The sequence below is a fragment of the Phaeodactylibacter xiamenensis genome, assembly GCF_000759025.1.
GTDB lineage: Bacteria > Bacteroidota > Bacteroidia > Chitinophagales > Saprospiraceae > Phaeodactylibacter > Phaeodactylibacter xiamenensis.
In genome coordinates, this window is sequence record NZ_JPOS01000082.1 from 123,501 (window position 1) to 143,316 (window position 19,816).

Here is a 19,816-nt window from a genome sequence, read left to right on the forward strand (position 1 = left end):
GTTCTGGTCAGATGAAGTCTACGTCCACATCATAAGGATACGTAATCAGGAAGTGGATCGCGCGGTCTATGTCAAAGTTTTCGAATACAATTTTGTAAAGCATATCGGTGATGGGCACCCTGAGCTTATAATGCCGGGCCAGTTTTCGGGCGATTTGAAGGGTGCGTACGCCTTCTGCGAGTTCCGGCATGGTCGCCTCTATGTCTTCGATGGCCTCGCCCTGCCCGAGGCGGTAGCCGAAGGTGAAATTCCGGCTGTCTTTACTTGTAGCCGTAGCCACCAGATCGCCTATGCCAGCCGTGCCAAAAAAGGCACTGCTTTGGCTACCCATAGCGTTGCCAAAGTACACCATTTCGGTGAGGCCTCTGGTGATGAGCATAGCCTGGATATTTTTGCCCAGCCCTTTGCCTTTCAGCACCCCGGAGCCAATAGCTATGATATTCTTCAAAGCACCCGCCAGTTCAGCACCAAGCAGATCGTAGGTGCCAAACACATGAAAATGCTCGCTGCTAAGCACCTGCTTGCCTATGCTGATCACTTCGTCGTAGGCACTGCCAATCACGGTTGCTGTTGGCTGGCCTTCCATGATTTCGCTGGCGAGGTTGGGCCCCGACAGACAGCCTACCCGCCGGACCACACTTTCCTGCAAGATCACTTCACTCATGGTGCTTACATCGCTGCGCGATACAGGCTTACCATCATCAGTGTCCTGAAAAAGCTGCTCAGGAGCATCAAATCCTTTGGTGCCATGGATCAGGATATGATAAGGGCGCAGATGAGGCCCCAGGCTGTGCATCATTTTACGGAAGCTGTTGGAGGGGACGACCGGAAAGAGCAGGGTGCAGGACTGGGCCAGCTCCTGCAGGTCATTAGTGGCGCGCACCCTTGGTGACAAGTCTACGTCAAGATGTCGGTGCGTTTCATTAATTTGCTGCACAAGCGGTGCCTGCCGGCTGTACAGCAGCACGTCCACATTATACGCCAGGAGATTGGCAATTGCGGTGCCAAAGCTGCCTGCTCCAATAATTCCTACAGGTTGTTCTACTGCGATTGATGGCATGAAGCGCTGCTCTGATTTGGCGTAAATGTACACTTTTTTTCAAAGCTTATCGGAAGCTTGCCCGAGTTGGTCGACAGATTAAAACATTCCCGGTAAAATCCCGTTTTGTTGCATATGATAAATGGATGGATTCCTACTTTGTTGCTGATCGGCAGTTTGGTTTATTCGCACGATACCGGAAAACCTGCCGCACCTGTTCAACCGGCAGATGGCCCCAGAGGACAAAACTACTTACACGCTGAGGTAACCTTTTCTGACCATGCCCGCCGTTCTGATGGTTTTTGGTTGTTCGAGCCCGCCGCGCCTATACCGGAAAACGCCCCGGTAGTGGTGTTTCATCATGGTTATGGGGCAATCAATCCTATGATTTACGGGGCATGGATCCGGCACATCGTCCGGCAGGGCAATATTGTCATTTATCCACGATATCAAAAAAATCTGTTATTTCCCGGCTCAAAGCACTTCGTGCCAAATGCTGCAAAAGGTATTCGATCGGCATTGAAGCTGCTGTCTGAAGAAGCAGGCCGGGTGCGCCCGGATACCAATGCTTTTTTCATCGCGGGGCATAGTTACGGTGGCGCGATTTCTGCTCATATTGCTGCCCGCTACGCTGAACTGGGCCTTCCGCACCCCAAAGGCGTGTTACTGTGTGCCCCCGGTACCGGCCCCTTAAACGGAGGGCTGCTGGAATCTTATGAGGGCATTTCGCCTCAAACCCGGTTGGGGATCATCGTGAGTGTCAATGACTATGTAGTCGGGGAAGAACTTGGCCGTACGGTTTATCAAACGGCAACCCAAACGCCTTACCGTTTTCTGATGCGGCAGTTCCCGGATACCCACGGCACTCCGGAACTTACAGCCGGGCATAATGAATGCTATGCTATGGACCCTGAGTTCGACGGAGGTGTTGAGAATCTTTCCCTTAAGCGCGCCCGCCGGGTCGCACAGGAAAATGCTGCCGATTACTATGCCTACTGGAAAATGCTCGATGCCATGATGGCTTGCGAGCTGCGCGGGGAGCACTGCGAACTGGCAAAAGGCTGTGGGCCTAAGGCGGCTTTCATGGGGCAGTGGAGCGACGGCCATCCCGTACAGCCTTTGGAAGTATGGGTGCCGGAAGATACGGTGGCACAATACACGGACTAATCTGTAAAAAACCTATATTAGCCGCCGAACTAAGCCTGTAGCACTATGTCAAACTTCGGAGGAATGGACTTGGGTACTTATCAGCCAAAGGGCAAGAACTACCTCTACATCGTGGGCATCGATCAGTATACGGATATGCCTAAGCTGTACAACGCCCGCATGGATGCTGAAAAAATCAAGGTGGTGCTGGAGGAGAAATATCAGTTTGATGCTGGCCTCACCCACTGTCATTTCGATGAGGCGGCAACTCACTCCAACATCACTCAGCACCTTCGGGGCCTGGTGGATGTGGTAGGGGAGGACGATAACTTCCTGATGTACTTTGCCGGGCACGGGGAGTATGACAAGGCTTTGGATGTGGGCTATTGGATACCTTATGATGCCCGCAAAAACCATATTGGCTCCTATATTTCATTTGACCTGATCACGCGCCTGATCCGGGCAATCAAAAGCAAACACACCTTTATTATTACGGATTCCTGCTACTCGGGCAGTATTTTCACCCAAAAGCGGGACACCAGCTACATCGACCGGTTGGAAAGCATGCCTTCCCGGTGGTTGCTTACAGCGGGCCGCAACGAGCCGGTTTCTGACGGCCGGCCCGGGCAGCACAGCCCTTTTGCGCAAGCGGTCCTGGCGGTCCTGAAAAACAATCAGGATCAACGCCTGCGGGTATCGATGTTTTGCAATATGGTGCTTGATGCAGTAGGGCAAAATGTAAAGGATCAGCTGCCACGTGGCGCAGCTTTGTACGATGTGGGCGACATGGGCGGCGAGTTTATGTTCCGCCTGAAGGACTTTGCTTATGCGCCTGTGCAGGAGAAGCGCAGCGCGGCATCGGCTGAGCCTGTGCCAACCCGTGGCGGCAACGAAGCTCCCCGTGGCGGTTCGCCGGGCCATACGACTCCGAAAAAAGCGAAACCCACCACGCTCAGGGGATTGAAAAAACAGCTCAAAGGCTTCCTCGCTGCCGGAGAATTTGAGCGGGTGTTCGATACGCTCAATGACCTGATTTCCGATGATTCTTACCGGGAGACCGACATCATCATGCAGCAGGCCCGGTATAACCGTACCAAACGGGAACAAAATCAGGGCACCATTCGTAGCGAATCTGCTCAACTGACCTTTAATCAGATTCAGTATGCGATGATCGATCTGGTGGACAGCCTGGAGGAAGAAGACCTGATCCTGGGCGAAGTGCAGGAGGAACAGCCTGCCCATTCCAATACCAGCGGGCAAACCACCAACACCCTGAGCGACCTTGAGCGGCAGGGGCTGGAGAATCAGGCAACGCTTCTGCAGCGCAAACTCAACTCCTTTAATGAGGCCCTAATCAAAGCCTTCGATCCATCCATGAAATTCAACCTTGAGGAACAGATCAAGGAAACGCAGCATCAGCTGGAGGAAGTCCGAAGTAAGCTGCAGGGGTAATTGCGTTTGCAAACTTCCCGGATTTGGCCGTATATTGCTGCTATGTCCGATCAGCTCAACAAACCAGCGCTAGCGGAGCTCTTTTACCAGGAAGTAAATAAGGTAGTCCGCAACAATAAGATGCCGCCCGGTGATCAGGTGGCGGCTTGCTACCGTTTGCTCACCCTGCTTTTTGTAGAGTGCACCAAAGCCGAGCGTATACAGTTTTCCACGCTTTTTGCCCGAATGGCTTATGTGTGCCACCGCGATGAGGTGGACAAGCGCCTGCAATTTTACCTCCATCAATTTCGGAAACGCGCCCTGAAAGCCATGCGCCAACCCGATACGGTTGATGACAACATCCGCGCGCTTGGGCTTAAGGTATTGCTCGATATGATTGAGGCACTGCTGGACACTCCTTTGCCGGAACACCTTCGAGGCGACTATCCGCCAGCCTGGCCTTCGGGTATGAAAGCTCACAAAGTCGAAAAGTTTATCCCGCAGGCAAGAGTGGTGGCACTTGAAGACGATGAGGCTGCTGAGCAGTTGCTGGTTCGGGATGAAGCCCAGGCCGATACCGTTGTCCGGGTACAGTACAATGATGCCGACCGCAACGATAATTTCATGCCAACTATCGAAGCGATCCGCTCCGTTTTTGGCTTCCCATTGGTGCTGAACCTGCTTGATGTGGAGGTGGACGATCAGGGCTTTTACCATCCCCGCGCCTTTGTGGTGGAGCCGGACTATCTCATGGATGTGACCGCTGTAGCGGAATGTTTCCAGCCAGACGGCACCAACCCCTGGCCCTACCTGCTTAAGAAATATCTGCCCAAGGAGCCGAACAAATACCTCATGATCGGAAACATCGCCAACTTCTTCCTTGATGAGTTGATGAGCGATTCCGAGCTGCCTTTCCGGGAAGTCTTCCGGCAAACCTTCGTGAATAACCCCCTGCAGTACTGCCTCTTCGAAAACCGGGAAGTCCGGGAAATCATGCAGCAATCTCAAAAGCACTTTCTCAACCTGAAGCAAATGGTAAAGGAAGGTTTTCGGGAGCAGGGGATTACACCTGAAGACTGCTATCTGGAGCCCAGCTTTTACGCCGAAACCTACGGATTGCAGGGGCGCCTTGATTTGCTGCACCTCGGAGCTGACCGGGCAAGTATCGTAGAGCTGAAAAGTGGCAAACCTTTCATGCCCAATACCTACGGGCTTAGTGCGAACCACTACACCCAGACTTTGCTTTATGACCTGATGGTGCGCTCGGCCTTCGGGAAATCTGTGGACCCCGCCAATTATATTCTTTACTCCGGGCAGGACGACCGCCAACTGCGCTATGCGCCCCGTATTCAGGCACAGCAGTACGAAGCCTTGCAAGTCCGTAACCAACTCGTAGCTATAGAGCGGCTGTTGTCCAAACTCGGCGACCCCGCTGCCGGCGATTTGCTTGAGCAGGGCAACCGGTTATTTGGAAAACTCAGCCCCCGTAAGCAGAGCAACCTCAAGGGGTTTACCCGGCGGGATATGGAGGTCTTTGAAAAAGTGTATCAGGGCATGGGGGCTGTCGCCAAACGATATTTTATTGCCTTTTCGGGCCTGATTGCCCGGGAGCATCAGCTCGCTAAAGCAGGAGCGCAGGGCATGGAGCAAGTCAATGGGTTGGCTTCGCTCTGGCTGAACAGCTTTGAGGAAAAACAGGCTGGCTTCGATATCATCAGCCACCTGACCATTCAGGAACTGAATGCTCAGGAAGAGGAGCCCACCATTACTTTTCAGAAATCGGAGGACACCAACCCTCTGGCCAATTTCCGTACAGGTGATATTGCAGTCCTTTACCCCCATCAGGAGGGGCAGGCGGTGCTATCCAATCAGATTTTCAAATGCTCTATCATACATATCAATAACGAGCAGGTGGTGGTCCGCCTGCGCAGCCGGCAGTTCAATACCCGGATTTTTGAGGAACAGCCGTTGTGGAACCTGGAGCACGACTTGCTGGACAGCAGTTTCAACACCATGTACCGGGGGCTGTATACTTTTGCCAACAGCCCAAAGGAACGGCAGCGCCTGCTGCTCACACAGGACCCGCCCCGGGAGGGGATACCAGAAGACATACCCGTGAGCGCAGAGCTTACCCCCGAGCAGCAGGATATCTTCCGAAAAGCGCTGGCTGCCGAAGATTACTTTTTGCTGTGGGGCCCGCCCGGTACCGGCAAGACGAGCATGATGCTCAAGCACCTGGTGGGGTATCTGTTTGAACAAACGGAAGAAACCTTACTGCTGCTGGCTTACACCAACCGCGCAGTGGATGAGATTTGTGCCTCGATTGAACGGCTCCGCCCGGACATCCGGCAGCATTATCTGCGTATAGGCTCCCGCTATGGCACTTCAAACGAGTATCAGGGGCAGCTCCTGCAAGAAAAAATCAAAGGGGTGGAAGACCGGGAGGCCCTTAAAGCCATTATTGATAAGCACCGGATTGTAGTGGGCACGGTTTCCTCGGTAGCGGGCAAACAGGAACTATTGCTGCTCAAGCATTTCAACCGGGTGATTATCGACGAGGCCTCGCAGATACTGGAGCCTATGCTGGTGGGCTTACTGCCGAAGTTTGAGCGATTTATACTCATCGGTGACCATAAGCAGTTGCCCGCAGTGGTCGTGCAGGACCCGCTGGTGTCGCAAATTGAAGACCCCTTGCTGCATAACCTTGGGCTGTACAATTTGCGCAATTCCCTCTTTGAGCGCCTCTTCAAGCGGTGCCGGGAGAATGGGTGGGACTGGGCCTATGCGCAGCTGAGCCATCAGGGGCGTATGCATCAGGACATTATGCGCTTCCCGAACCAGTTTTTTTATGAAAACAGCCTGAAGATTTTGCCGGATTCTGTACCCGTCGCCCAAAAACAAAAACGGTTATTATCGGTCGCTCTGGAAGAAGAAGCGGATGAGCTCCTGCAACAGCTTGCCTCCCGGCGGGTCATTTTTCTGCCCACACCGGCCGATGACCGCAGCGCCACTCAAAAAACAAATGCTTATGAAGCCGAAAAAGTGGGGGAGGTCATACGGGCCTACCAACAGCTATTCCGGCAGCAGGGATGGCGCTTGCACGAAGGGAGCATTGGCGTGATAACGCCTTACCGGGCGCAAATTGCTCAAATCAAGTCGGTACTGGAGGAGCAGGGCGCACCCCTGGACCAATTGACAATTGATACCGTAGAGCGCTATCAGGGCGGGGCGCGGGATGTGATCATCATTTCGCTTTGCACTAATTCCCTCAATCAGCTGGCAATGCTCACTTCGCTGTCTGAAGAAGGAGTAGACCGCAAACTCAACGTTGCTCTGACCCGGGCGCGCAACCATATTGTCATTATCGGCAATCCTGATCTGCTTAACCGCAGCGACATCTACCGGGCGCTGATCCGGTACTGTGAGGAGCAGACGATAGAGCCATAAATTTCGTCAAGTATGCACAGAAATCTAAAAGCCCTCTTCCTGTTAATTGCGGCCGTACTATTCGCTTTCTTCCTTTACCGAATGTTTTTTGACCGGTCTGCAGGTGCCGGGCCAAGGCCTTTGTTCCGGGAAGTCATGGCGGTTTCCGATTCTGCTGATCATTCCGCTCTGATAGGTGCACAGAGCTACCTGCTCCAATGGTGGAAAACCTCCCCGGACCAAGCGGAAAGGGATGATTTTTATAATCTGATTGATAAATCGGAGCCACTGGTTCTAACCATTCATGCATTAGCGGAACCCGGATTTAGCGACAGCTATGGCGCCAACCTGAATGCAACCATCAGAGGGGATTATGACCAACGGATTAAGCAGCTGGCAGAACGCCTGAAAGCCCACCGCGCACCGGTTTACCTGCGTTGGGGAGAGGCCATGGAAGTGGATGCGCAAGACTATCCCTGGCAACTAAAGTACCACAAGCTTTACACTGATGCCTACCGGCATTTTGCAATGGCCGCCCAGGCCATCAATCCGGACCTAAAGTTCATCTGGGGACCGGCCGGCTATCCGGGCGTTGAAGAATACTGGCCCGGTGCTGATGTGGTAGATGTTATCAGCCTGGATATTGCCCATGAGTCAGAAGTACAGCCCAAGCCCTATCCGTCTTATCATTCAGTGAGTGAGGAATTGTACCGGAAAGTCCATCGCCTGCGTTTTTTTGATAAGCCTATTGCGGTCTTTGCTTTTGAGGATGTGCCGGTGGAAGTGGTTCAGGAAGGGCTTAAGGAGGCTGTGCAGGCCCAAGAGCCGATTGCGGATATTCCTCTCGGGACAGCAGGCAGCAGTCAGGCGGATGAAAGCAGTTTTCGGGTAGGCGTTTATGACCCAAAAGACCGGCTGACCGGACTGCCGGGTGTGACTGTAGAGCATTTGTTCGTCAACTGGGCAGACCTGGAAAAGGGACCTTTTAAAAAAGATTTACAGGATGCTTTGGACCGTGGGCACGAAGTGATCGTCACCGCCGAGCCCTTTAAAGATGCAGAAGCCAATCACGACCGTCAGGTACTGTCCAAAATGCAGAATGGGCAGTATGACACCTACATCCGGGACCTTTACGAAATCCTGGCGCAGGCAGATCAGACCATTTACCTGCGCTTCGCTCATGAAATGGAAATTCCGATTGAGCGCTACCCCTGGCAAAGTCAGGACCCTCTGGAATACATTATGGCCTACCGTTACTTTATGAATTTTCCGGATACCTTTCCGGCAAATATCAAACGGGTTTGGGGACCGGCGGGCGACCGGGGCAGTATGGAGTTTTATCCTGGGGACGATGTGGTGGACTACGTCAGTATTGCCATCTACGGGCTACCGGACAAGAACATTACAGACCATAAGCAACAGGAAAGCTTCGAGCGGATTTTTGAGCGTAAACGGCACCGGGTGGCACTATCCGGAAATCCCCTGTTTATCACTGAATTTGGGGTGAAAGGGCCGGAAGATTTTCAGGCTTTCTGGCTACAGGAAGCGGCAGAGGTGCTACGGCCACAGAAGCATAAGATCTACGGTGCCTGCTACTTCAACCTCTATGATAATCCGGATGTATGGGGGGAAGGCATCCCCGCGCCGGACTGGAGTGTGGAGGCGGAGACCTTTGAGACTTTCATAGCAACGCTGAGGGAGTAGATGGACATCGCTCTGAGCTAATTTTAAATAAGGACGCCCGGCGAAGGCAGTGCGCCGGGCGTCCTGTGTGTTAACACCCGGCGGACTACCTTCGCCGGGTGTTCTACGTTGCAATAGGATTTACCCCAAACGCTCCACTGCCGCAGCAATCCGCTTCACTGCTTCCCGCAGTTCGGTTTCACTGGCAGCGTAGGAAATGCGGAAGCACTCCGGTGCGCCAAAGGCAGAACCGGTGACCACAGCTACGTGGGCTTCCTTCAAAAGGTATTCGCAGAAATCATCCGCATCGTTGATGGCAAAGTCGCCTGCTTTTTTCCCAAAGTAGGCACTGATATCAGGGAAGATGTAGAAAGCGCCCTGCGGCTTGTTGACTTTCATGCCCGATATCTTACTCAGTTCCTCAATCATCATATCCCGGCGCTGCAGGAAAGCGGTCTTCATCTCGTGGGTGGGCGTCATATCGGAAGTCAGGGCGTGAGCACCTGCCATTTGCCCGAAAGCGGTGGCGCCAGAGGTAAACTGACCCTGAATTTTGGCGCAGGCACTGGCAATCCACTGTGGGGCACCGATGTATCCGAGGCGCCAGCCCGTCATGGCAAATCCTTTGGAGAAGCCATTGACGGTAACGGTGCGGTCTTTTACGTTTTCGAAAGAGCCGATACTGACGTGCTCATCGGTAAAGTTAATGTACTCATAGATTTCATCAGAGATGATGTAGATATCATCCCGCTCGGCAATGACATCGGCAATAGCCTGTAGTTCCGGCTTGGTGTAAACGGAACCGGTAGGGTTACAGGGGGAAGAGAACAGCAGGATTCGAGTACGTTCGGTGAGGGCATCCCGCACCTGGTCTGCCGTTACTTTGTAATCCTGTTCGATACCGGCGCTTACCAGCACGGGCACGCCGCCTGCGACTTTCACGATTTCGGAATAGGAAACCCAGTAGGGTGCCAGGATGGCCACTTCATCGCCTTCGTCAAGCAGGGACATACAAATATTGGCAATAGACTGCTTAGCACCGTTGGAAACCACAATCTGGCTCAGGTCAAACTCCAGCCCGTTGTCGCGCTTGAACTTCGTCTGAATGGCTTTGCGCAACTCCACCAGGCCAGGGACCGGCGTGTATTTGGTGTAACCATCATCAAGGGCTTTCTTAGCGGCTTTTTTGATGTAGTCAGGGGTGTCAAAATCGGGCTCGCCGAGGCTGAGGCTGATAACCTCGTGCCCTTCTGCGGCCAGGTCGCGGGCCATCTGTGCCATCTTGATGGTGGCGGATTCTTCCATTTCCAGAATGCGCTGAGCGAGGTGCGTCTTTGCTGCCAATGCCATTTGCTTGTTGTTTTTGCATTAATAAAATCAAAAAATGACGGGTGCAAAATTAGATATTTTACCAATCCATTCCACTTTTTTTGAAGGGATTAGAGTTGAGGATGCAAAATATGTTACAAAAAGGGCCTGGGATAGTCAAATGTCCATTTTTTTCTATCTTCGGACCAAATACGACCGCAATTCATGAGTAAGAAAAAACAAGGTACGAAGAAGGGGGCTACTACTGCCAGGAGTGTAGCAACTGCACCGCCAAAGGCATGTGCGATCACGCCGCCTGAGCGCCCTAATGACCCATTGCTGAAAAAGATATTTCAGTTTTCAATTATTGGTATGGTTCTGGTGGCTGGTTTATTGTCATTGGGTACGGGTATCAATGGTGATGATGAGTACCAGGTGGACTACTCTGGAAAGCTGGTGGATTATTACACCTCCTTCGGTGCGGATACGGCTGCGCTTTACATTGAGAAGGGGAATATGCACTACTACGGTGGCTTTTTTGACCTGACCACCGGGCTGATCAATGCTGCCCTTGGGTTCGATGAGTTTGATACGGGCTACCATCAGGTACGGCATGTGTTTAATGCGTTGATGGGCATGCTAGCGGTATTGTTTGTCGGGCTGTTTGTCCGGCAGATCGCTGGCTGGCGGGCCGCCGTGCTGGCTATTTGGATGTTGTTTCTCTCGCCCCGTTTTCTGGGGCATAGCATGATGAACCCTAAAGATATTCCGTTTGCAGCCGGATTTGCTGTTTCGCTCTACTATATGGTGCGGGTATTCCGTACGCTCCCCAAGCCAGACTGGCGCAACGTATTGGGGCTTGCTCTGGGCATAGGGCTGGCATTGGCTACCCGGGCGGGCGGGCTTTTGCTGATTGCCTACCTCGGGCTTTTCGCCGGGCTGGATTTTCTGTTTAAATATGGTGTGAAAGGCCTGACCACACAGACCAAACTCGTTGGGCAGTACCTGGCCTGGTGCCTCGGCGCTGCGGTAGTGGGGTACATCGTTGCTGTCTTGTTTTGGCCGGCGGCCCTGGTAGACCCGATTGGGCACCCATTAGCTGCATTGACGGAGTTTGCCCAACTTGGCGTGAAAATCCGGTTGTTGTTTGAAGGGGAGAACGTAATGTCTGATGATACCGCCTGGTCTTATCCGCTGGTTTGGATTGTGAAAACGATTCCGCTCTATGTGCTGGTGGGCTTCCTGGGCAGTTTGTTCCTGCTGCCCCGATTGCTAAGCAAGTACGATAAAACGGCTGTGTTGCTGGCTTATTTTGCTACTGTTTTCCCAGTCGCCTATATCATTTACAAGGACTCTATCTTGCACGATGGCTGGCGGCACCTTATGTTCATTTACCCGAGCATGATTGCTGTAGCGGCCCTGTTTTGGATTAGCCTGGAGGATTTGTTTGCCAATAAGAAGCCTATGCTTTACGGTCTGTATGGCATTCTTGGGCTAATGGCGGTTGAGTCGACCCAGTTTATTGTCCGCAATCCCCATTTGTCCTATGTCTACTTTAACCCCATTGGTGGTGGGCTGAAAGGCGCTTTTGGTACCTATGAAACGGACTATTGGGGCATTAGCGTTAAGCAGGCGATCGATTGGATGGAAGATGAAGGTATTCTGAGTGAGCAAATGCAGGACACCATTCGACTGGCCACTACCTTTTACTACCCAGCGAGCCGTCAGACCCGCGAGCAGTTTAACGGCAAAGTGAAGATGGAGTATGTGCGCTTTAGCTCCCGCTACGATGAGCCCTGGGACTACGCGATCTTCCCGTCCCGCTTTATCCGGGGCGCTCATCTGCGGTCGGGGAACTGGCCTACGAGCAAGTCCGTGCACACTGTGACGGCCAATGGCGTACCCATTGCCACGATTGAGAAAAACGAAACCCTGGCTGCCTACAATGGCCAACAGGCGATCAAGCAAAGCAACTGGCAGGAAGCGATCCGCCAATTTACGGCAGAAGTACAAAACCACCCCGACAATGAGATTGCCTGGATTGGTTTGTCTAATGCTTACATCAATACCCAACAGTATAATGAAGCGCTGAATGCAGCTCAAAAGGCCCTGGAGGTGGCACCGGATGTGGAGTCTGCCATTCTCTATCAGGGATTGGCTTATCTCAATACAGGGCGGGCATCCGAAGCGTTGCAGACTTTCGACTACGCCACCCGTGTCAACGATGAATATTTTGCTGCTTACTACTACATGGGGCTTATCCATCAGCAACAGCAGCGGTACCGGGAAGCTTATGAAAGCGCTCAAAAAGCGATAGAAGCGAATCCCAGGTTCCGGGCAGGCTATCAGCTGGCTGCGCAGGCTTTACAGGCCTTGGGAGACAACCAAAATGCGCAGCGCTATCTGGAAGCAGCACAAAAGTTATAAAATGCTAATTTTGCGGCTTTTCAACCTGATGTAAATACGGCAATGAACTATAAATTACTCTTCCCGACCTACCGCAACCGCTACCTCTTTGTCCGGCGCAATCTCAAAACGCTGTCAAAGGGCCACCATTTTGGCAAAGCCCTCAACCTGGGCACCGGAGAAGGCGATTACGACCCAATGATCAGTCAATACTGTGAGGAGCTGATTTCCTGTGATATCAATGAGCAGGACATTGCCTACGCCCGTCAGCTCAATGCCGGGCTTAAAAATGTGACTTACCGGGTGGAAGATGCCCTGAATCTGAGCTTTCCGGACAACTACTTTGACCTGATCACTTCCGTAGATGTGATTGAGCATGTGGGCAAGCCGGAAAGGATGATCGAAGAAGTACAAAGAGTATTAAAACCCAACGGTATTGCCCTAATTACTTTTCCATCTCTGGATTTTCCCCTAACTTACGACCCGATCAACCGGGTGCTGAGCTGGTTCAGCGAAAAACGGATTCCACAGGGCGCCTATGCCTTCGGGCATGAGTACCTCGTCTCAAAAACGGAATTCCGGCAGTGGTCAGACCGGCACCGGCTGAGCATAATGATTGAACAAAACCTAAGTGGATATATCATCGGGCTGCTTGAAATGTACTGGACGGGCATCGTTCAGCGCATCTTCAAGGCCAACGCTACCAACCTCCAAAGGCAGCCCGATAAAGGCATGGCACTCCGGCCTTCTACCCGGGAGCCTTTTCTGACTAAGCTGACAGACCTGATTATCGCCATTGACCATGCCCTTTTCCGCAGTGCTGCACACTCTGTCGGCAAAGGCTTCATTATAAAAAAGTAAACCTATTACGAATATGAAAGACCGACTCGTAGAGTTAAAAGACCGCCTGGCAAAAGCCGAATTGGGCGGGGGGCAAAAACGCATTGACAAGCAGCACGAAAAGGGCAAGCTCACTGCCCGGGAGCGCGTACATTTTCTCCTGGATGAGGGCTCCTTTGAAGAAATTGGTGCCTTTGTTAAGCACCGCTGTACTGATTTTGGCATGGACAAGCAACGGGTGCCGGGTGACGGCGTGGTTACTGGCTATGGCACTATCGACGGGCGCCTGGTTTATGTGTTCTCTCAGGATTTTACGGTTTTTGGAGGTTCTCTGTCAGAAACCCACGCCGAGAAGATTTGCAAGATCATGGATATGGCCATGAAGAATGGCGCACCTGTCATTGGCCTGAACGATTCAGGGGGAGCCCGTATTCAGGAGGGGGTGCGCTCGCTGGGTGGCTATGCTGATATTTTCTATCGCAATGTGATGGCTTCCGGTGTGGTTCCTCAGATTTCTGCCATCATGGGGCCATGTGCCGGTGGTGCTGTGTACTCTCCGGCCATGACCGACTTTACGATCATGGTGGAAAACACCTCCTATATGTTCGTGACCGGGCCAAACGTGGTCAAGACAGTAACCAACGAAGAAGTAACGGCTGAAGAGCTGGGCGGTGCCTCTGCTCACTCCACCAAATCCGGCGTTACACACCTGACTGCGGCTAACGACATTGACTGTATCGCAAAGATTAAGCGGTTGTTGAGCTACATGCCTCAAAACTGTGAAGACAAGCCGGCAAAACTGCCTTATGAACTGGGCGATGAACTGAGGCCTCAGCTACGGGAAATCGTACCGGAAAATACCAATCAGCCCTATGATATCCGCGATGTTGTCAAAGGAGTGGTAGACGAAGGCAGCTTTATGGAAATCCACCCCAATTACGCAGACAATATCGTGGTAGGCTATGCCCGTATTGGTGGCCGTAGTATAGGTGTGGTGGGCAATCAGCCCATGAGCCTGGCAGGCGTGCTTGACGTGGAAAGCTCAAAGAAAGGCGCCCGCTTCGTACGTACCTGTGATTGCTTCAATATCCCACTCCTTGTACTGGTGGATGTACCGGGCTTCCTGCCGGGCACCGATCAGGAATGGAATGGCATTATCGTCAATGGCGCGAAGTTGCTGTATGCCTTTAGCGAGGCTACTGTGCCACGGGTGACGCTGATTACCCGAAAGGCCTATGGTGGTGCCTACGACGTAATGAACTCCAAGCACATAGGTGCGGATATGAACTTCGCCTGGCCGTCCTCTGAGATCGCTGTAATGGGAGCAAAAGGTGCTTCTGAGATCATCTTCCGCCGGGAAATCATGGAAGCAGAAGATCCGGAAGCGATGCTGCTGGAAAAAGAAAAAGAGTATCAGGAAAAGTTTGCCCACCCTTACCGGGCTGCGAGCCGCGGGTTTATCGATGAGGTCATTGACCCGATTTACACCCGCCGCAAACTGATCAAAGCCTTTACGATGCTGGAGAATAAAGTGGCAAAAATCCCTGCTAAGAAGCACGGTAATATCCCACTCTAAGCCAGCTGTAAGAACTTTTTGATACATTTGCCAACTGCCGGGCGGCTACAAGTCCTCCCGGCAGTTCTGATATAGCAATCACTATTTGTTATTTAGCACTACAAGATGTCGCACAGACTACCACCTTACATACTGATTGAAACCCCTCAGGCACTGGAAGACTTCTATCAGGCCCACCGTGGCCTGAAGTGGATGGGCTTCGATACTGAATTTGTGGGCGAAAAGCGCTTTCGGACCACGCTCTGCCTGATTCAGACCATTTCTGATGCAGGGCTCTACCTGATCGACTCCATTAAGCTTAAGGATGACCTTGGGCCTTTCCTCAGGCTTATTCAAGATAAAGGGATTGAGAAAATTACTCATGCTGGTGATAATGACTACCGGCTCCTTTACAATCTGTACGGCACCCTGCCGAAGAATGTTTTCGATACCCAGATTGCTGCCGGGTTTGCCGGGTACAATTATCCCACTTCCTTCCGCAAACTGGTGGAAGGAGAAACCGGACAGCACCTCAAGAAAGGGTATGCAGTGGCTGACTGGGAAAAACGCCCTTTCGATACCAAAGCCCTGAAGTATGCCCTGGATGATGTCATTCCCCTGCCTCAGCTGCACGAGGCTCTGAAGCGTAAGTTGGAAAAACGAGGGCGTACGCACTGGGCGGTCGAAGAATTCGCCCACCTGGAAAAAGAAGCCTACTATTATAAGGACCCCAACCACGATGCGCTGAACAGCAACATCATGCGCAGCCTGAAAAAGAAAGACCGGGTATTTCTGCTACGGCTTTTTGCCTGGCGCAATGCCACGGCTGAGCGGCGGGACCACTCCAAAGAGATGGTATTGCCTGCAAAGTATATCAGCCACATTGTACGTGGTATTGCCTCCGGTGCCAACGCCCTTAAACAAAACCGCCGTATTCCGGATAAACTGGCCAAAAAGTATGGGGATGAGTTTGAAAAGCTGTACACCAGGGAAGCCACTCCTGAAGAGCTGGAAATCCTAAAGCACCTGCCGTACGAATCCGACACCTCTCCGGAAGAAGACGTGCTCATGGAGCTGCTCTACCACGTGATCAAGTACCGCTGCATTCAGGAGGAGATTTCCATCAATATGGTGGTGCCCCGACAGATCCTGAAGTCCATTCGGAGCGGAGAAGAAACCGCCCGGGAAGCCATAGGCGATGGCTGGCGCAAGGAGATGCTGGGCGCTTACTTCACCGAGTGGCTGGCTACGGCAAAGGAAATGGATGTGCGTTTGCACGATGACCGGATTGAGCTTTGGCCGCGTTAGCCCTCACTTTGCAATAACGAGTGGGCGAGCAGTAAACGGCCCGGAATAAGCCTGACTGGAAAGGACGTAATATCCGGGGGCAAGCCCCTGTAGGTCAAGTGTATATTCCGTTGTGCCCTCAGGCAGCCCAATATGCCTGATGAGGCTTCCCTGTGCGTTGGTCAGCCTGAGTAAGCCATTGCTTTTCAAGGCTTCAGGAAAAGAGATTTGTACTTCTGTTTGGGCAGGGTTGGGATAAAGTAAGAATTGCTGGTCGTTAGACCGGGGCTCTTTGACGCGCGTCGCCACTCCGCAGGGAGCTTCGTCCGGTTGCTGTATAGGGATGGTTATGGTTTCTTCGGACCGGCAGCCGAAGGCATTTGTCGCTTCGAAACGGAAGGTCATTTGATTAATTGTATCGGCAATAGCGATCAGGGCGGTAGAGTCAACGTAGAGGGTCGACGAAGAAGGAAGCCATTGGGTACTGCTAATATCCGCCGAAAACGCCGGAAGCGTATTCAGGAAGAAATTAATATTCCATAAGAAAAGCCATCCGTTGTCCTGATAAAGGTTATCCTGTACCCGTATTGTCCAGGCTCCATTCAAAGGGCAACCTTCCAAAGCTGTCAGTGGTGTTGCAGGTAAGTAAGTGCCCGCTGGAAAATAGTGATCCTCATAGGTGTATTGCTCGCCTTCCGCATTCGGTACAGTGGTGTAAGTGTATATAAAGTTACCGGCTTCGCTATTGAGTGTTCCAAAATCATTGTTAATCATACTGAAGCAGTAGGTGTAAGGTATGCCCTGGGTACTGTCCATTTGTTCAACATCGACGGGGCCCGTTGCCCAGGGTTCTCCAAAGTTGGTGGAGCCTATAGAGCTGGTGCCGTAATTGATCATGTAAGCTGATTGCCCATTTGGGCAGATGATCTCTATATCGAGGTCGCCTGCGTAGGAGTGTTCCAGGTCCAAGCAAATCCCTTGCAGCTCATTTCCATTTATGATCGTGCTGCCGGGTGGGAAGGAATTGACATTTACAGTACCGGTGTAGCTTGTACCGTTGCCATCAGGCAGGAATAACTGCTGATTTTGCCCGTCACTGTAAAGGAAAGTCATACCGGGATTATAGGCAGAAACGATGGCTTGCTCCACAGGGTTGTTCTCTGTGCCGCCCAGCAGGCTTATGGTGTCTCCCGGACAGTAAGTGGTGGTGTCTTCTGAGGTGAAGAATGCAGGATATTCCGACACTTGTACACGCTGATGAAGAGAAAAGGTATTGGTACAGCCAGCAGTGTCTGTTGCTATGAGCTGTAGCAAGTAGCCGCCGGAAGATTCATAAACATGGTGCACGGTGTCGCCTTCGGCAAAGTTTCCGTCTCCAAAAATCCATTTGAAGTGTGTAAGTTCATCGGACTGCGTGTAGCCAAGCCCATTTTGAGGGTAGGTAGCGGTTCCATTTAGCGTCATCGTATCCCCGGGGCAGAGGTCTAGCGTTCCCAGGTTGGAGATGGCTGGCTCGGATAGCCCGATAGCAGGCAGAATAGGCTGACAATCTTCGATACAGCTGATGCTGCCCTCCCAGCCGAAGCCATTACCGTTGGCGTCAGATTCAAATACGGCAGTTATACAGCCTGAAGGGTTTGCCATAGAGCCCTGAACAGTAAACCCTAGTCCATACAACACCTGATCACTACAAATGAGCAGCGGTGCTGTTGTATTCATGCCGTCATAGAAGCAGAGCAGGTCACCTTCTTCAATGAACAGCGCTGGCAGGCTGATTCGGATATTGCTGTTGTTTTCCTCCGGGCAAAAGGTGAGCTGATGAAGGCCATTGGGCAGGTAATCATTACCTGGGCCACCATCGTCATAAAACTCACCTGAGCAGGTGGTAACAAAGGTGTCTAGTCCCATAATGTAGGTCTGTGCGACGACCGCAGTTACATGGGCAATCAAAAAGAATAGGATAAGGTAGAATTGAGGCACTTTCATAAAAATGGGGTTTTCCAACCTCAATATACAGATTGCTTAATTGCCGTAGATTAACTCAATATTAAAAATCGTTGATATGGACCTTAATATATTCAGCCCGCTTGAGTATCGCCTCCTGCTGCTCGCTATCCATTTTGTTCCAGATGCGGTACATCATACCGATGCGCGGGTTGTTGCCTAATTTATCGTTGTGGCGGTCGTAAAAGTCCCAATAGAGGCTATTGAAAGGGCAGGCATCCTTGCCGACTTTCTTCTTCCGGTCGTAGGCGCAGTTGGTGCAGTGGTCGCTCATTTTATGCATGTAATTGGCGCTGGAGACGTAGGGCTTGGTGCCAACGATGCCGCCATCCGCAAACTGGCTCATGCCGCGGGTGTTGGTGATTTCAACCCACTCAATGGCATCCATATAAATACCGAGATACCACTGATCAAGCTCATCGGGGTCGACCCCAAGGAGGAGGGCGAAGTTGCCGGTGACCATGAGGCGCTGAATGTGATGGGCGTAGGCGTGGTCCAGCGACTGGTTTACAGCCGTATGCAGGCATTTCATCTTCGTATCGCCGGTCCAGTACCAGTCGGGTAGGGGAGCCTTGTGTTCGAAGTAGTTTAGCTTGGCATACTCCGGCATTTTGGCCCAGTAAATGCCCCGCATGAATTCCCGCCAACCGATGATCTGCCGCACAAAACCCTCAATTTGCGAGATGTCAATTTGCTCCTGATGACCTTCCCAGTAATCGACGCATGCTTCCACAACCTCCAGAGGTGAAAGCAGCTTGGCGTTCATGGCGAAGGATAATTTAGAGTGGAATAGCAGGTAGTCCCGGTCCGTCATCGCATCCTGATAGGTGCCGAACAGGTGGAGGCGGATTTTAGTGAAATGCTCCAGCAGGTCCAGGCTTTCTTCCCGGGTAACCGGCCAGTAGTAGTACTCCGGATCAATTCTGCCAATCGTTTCCACACCAGCAGCTTTGATCAGCTCCACGATTTCGGTGACATCGCGTTTGAAGTGCAGGGGTTTGGGGATGTCCTGCTTTTTAGGCAGCTTTTTGCGGTTGTCCTGATCGTAGTTCCATTGACCGGTCAGTGGCGTTTTGCCATCTTCTTCCATCAGGATGTTGTGCCGTTTGCGCATATCCCGGTAGAAGGTTTCAAGGAGGTAAGTTTTCTTGCCGGCAAAGAAGGATTCCACATCGTCCCGGGCGGTCAGGAAATGTTCGGTATCCACCGCTTCGGTCTCGATGTCCAACTGCCCGCACAGGCTTTTGAGCTCGTGGTCGAGGCGGTATTCGTCCGGCAGTTGATATTCAAAACGTTGAATGGAGTACTTTTCGATTAGCGCTTTAATGTTGGCGGTCACCGAATGTTGATTGCGCTCTTCATCCAGGGTGTAGTACAGCACTTCGTGACCGTCCTGGCGCAGGTAGTCTGCAAAGTGGCGCATAGCTAGAAAAAAACCGACGACTTTTTGGACGTGGTGCCGGACATAGCCCGTCTCGTTTTTCATTTCTGCCAGAAAGTAGAGGGTATCGGCTTCTTTATCTTCGTACCAAGAGTGTTTGTGATTGAGCTGATCGCCCAAAACAAGCCGGAGCGTGCGGTAAGATTTTGACATATTCAGTTGATGGTGTTCGGGGATGAAACGTGAATCCGGTCACTTGGTTCATCTAAAAAATCGGGTCGTTTAGCCTAAAAAAGCCATTCGCTCCGGT

General features: G+C 52.0%; 12 protein-coding genes. 8 read left to right on the forward strand and 4 right to left on the reverse strand.

The window, feature by feature from the left end; translation table 11 throughout:
* Positions 1-7: 7 nt before the first annotated feature.
* Positions 8-1,060 carry an NAD(P)H-dependent glycerol-3-phosphate dehydrogenase gene (locus IX84_RS22490; RefSeq protein WP_044226341.1) on the reverse strand — a complete coding sequence of 351 codons (1,053 nt, stop codon included), beginning with the start codon at positions 1,058-1,060 and terminating at the stop codon, positions 8-10.
* Between the two features lie 114 nt (positions 1,061-1,174).
* Here IX84_RS22490 and IX84_RS22495 point away from each other — a divergent pair, with 114 nt between their 5' ends.
* The 4 genes from IX84_RS22495 to IX84_RS22510 are packed head-to-tail and all read left to right on the forward strand — an operon-like array spanning position 1,175 to position 8,746.
* Positions 1,175-2,206 (forward strand): alpha/beta hydrolase, encoded by a 1,032-nt coding sequence (locus tag IX84_RS22495; protein ID WP_044226175.1) that lies wholly within the window; start codon positions 1,175-1,177, stop codon positions 2,204-2,206.
* Between the two features lie 45 nt (positions 2,207-2,251).
* Entirely contained in the window at positions 2,252-3,637 is a 1,386-nt protein-coding gene (locus tag IX84_RS22500; protein WP_081968892.1) for a caspase family protein, read from the forward strand.
* A 42-nt stretch (positions 3,638-3,679) separates the two neighbouring features.
* Positions 3,680-7,063 carry a DEAD/DEAH box helicase gene (locus tag IX84_RS22505; RefSeq protein ID WP_044226180.1) on the forward strand — a complete coding sequence of 1,128 codons (3,384 nt, stop codon included), beginning with the start codon at positions 3,680-3,682 and terminating at the stop codon, positions 7,061-7,063.
* 12 nt (positions 7,064-7,075) lie between these two features.
* A complete protein-coding gene (locus IX84_RS22510; RefSeq protein WP_044226182.1) occupies positions 7,076-8,746 on the forward strand; it encodes a glycoside hydrolase family 26 protein in 1,671 nt (556 codons plus the stop codon).
* Positions 8,747-8,866: 120 nt separating this feature from the next.
* Here IX84_RS22510 and IX84_RS22515 read toward each other — a convergent pair whose 3' ends face one another.
* Positions 8,867-10,075 carry a pyridoxal phosphate-dependent aminotransferase gene (locus IX84_RS22515; RefSeq protein WP_044226184.1) on the reverse strand — a complete coding sequence of 403 codons (1,209 nt, stop codon included), beginning with the start codon at positions 10,073-10,075 and terminating at the stop codon, positions 8,867-8,869.
* A 183-nt stretch (positions 10,076-10,258) separates the two neighbouring features.
* On the opposite strand from IX84_RS22515, the gene IX84_RS22520 reads away from it, so the two are divergent.
* The 4 genes from IX84_RS22520 to IX84_RS22535 all read left to right on the forward strand — a co-directional run bounded on the left by IX84_RS22520 (position 10,259) and on the right by IX84_RS22535 (position 16,142).
* Positions 10,259-12,460, forward strand: a complete 2,202-nt coding sequence (locus IX84_RS22520; protein WP_044226186.1) for a tetratricopeptide repeat protein — start codon at positions 10,259-10,261, stop codon at positions 12,458-12,460.
* A gap of 42 nt (positions 12,461-12,502) precedes the next feature.
* Positions 12,503-13,300, forward strand: coding sequence for a class I SAM-dependent methyltransferase (locus IX84_RS31390; RefSeq protein WP_052516312.1), 798 nt, complete (start codon positions 12,503-12,505; stop codon positions 13,298-13,300).
* 13 nt (positions 13,301-13,313) lie between these two features.
* A complete protein-coding gene (locus IX84_RS22530; RefSeq protein WP_044226188.1) occupies positions 13,314-14,855 on the forward strand; it encodes an acyl-CoA carboxylase subunit beta in 1,542 nt (513 codons plus the stop codon).
* A gap of 105 nt (positions 14,856-14,960) precedes the next feature.
* Positions 14,961-16,142 (forward strand): ribonuclease D, encoded by a 1,182-nt coding sequence (locus IX84_RS22535; protein ID WP_044226190.1) that lies wholly within the window; start codon positions 14,961-14,963, stop codon positions 16,140-16,142.
* A 3-nt stretch (positions 16,143-16,145) separates the two neighbouring features.
* Here IX84_RS22535 and IX84_RS22540 read toward each other — a convergent pair whose 3' ends face one another.
* Both IX84_RS22540 and IX84_RS22545 read right to left on the reverse strand, forming a co-directional pair.
* Positions 16,146-18,107 (reverse strand): PKD domain-containing protein, encoded by a 1,962-nt coding sequence (locus IX84_RS22540; protein WP_044226192.1) that lies wholly within the window; start codon positions 18,105-18,107, stop codon positions 16,146-16,148.
* 61 nt (positions 18,108-18,168) lie between these two features.
* On the reverse strand, positions 18,169-19,719 hold the full coding sequence (locus tag IX84_RS22545; protein WP_044226194.1) for a cryptochrome/photolyase family protein: 1,551 nt from the start codon (positions 19,717-19,719) through the stop codon (positions 18,169-18,171).
* Between the last annotated feature and the right edge of the window lie 97 nt (positions 19,720-19,816).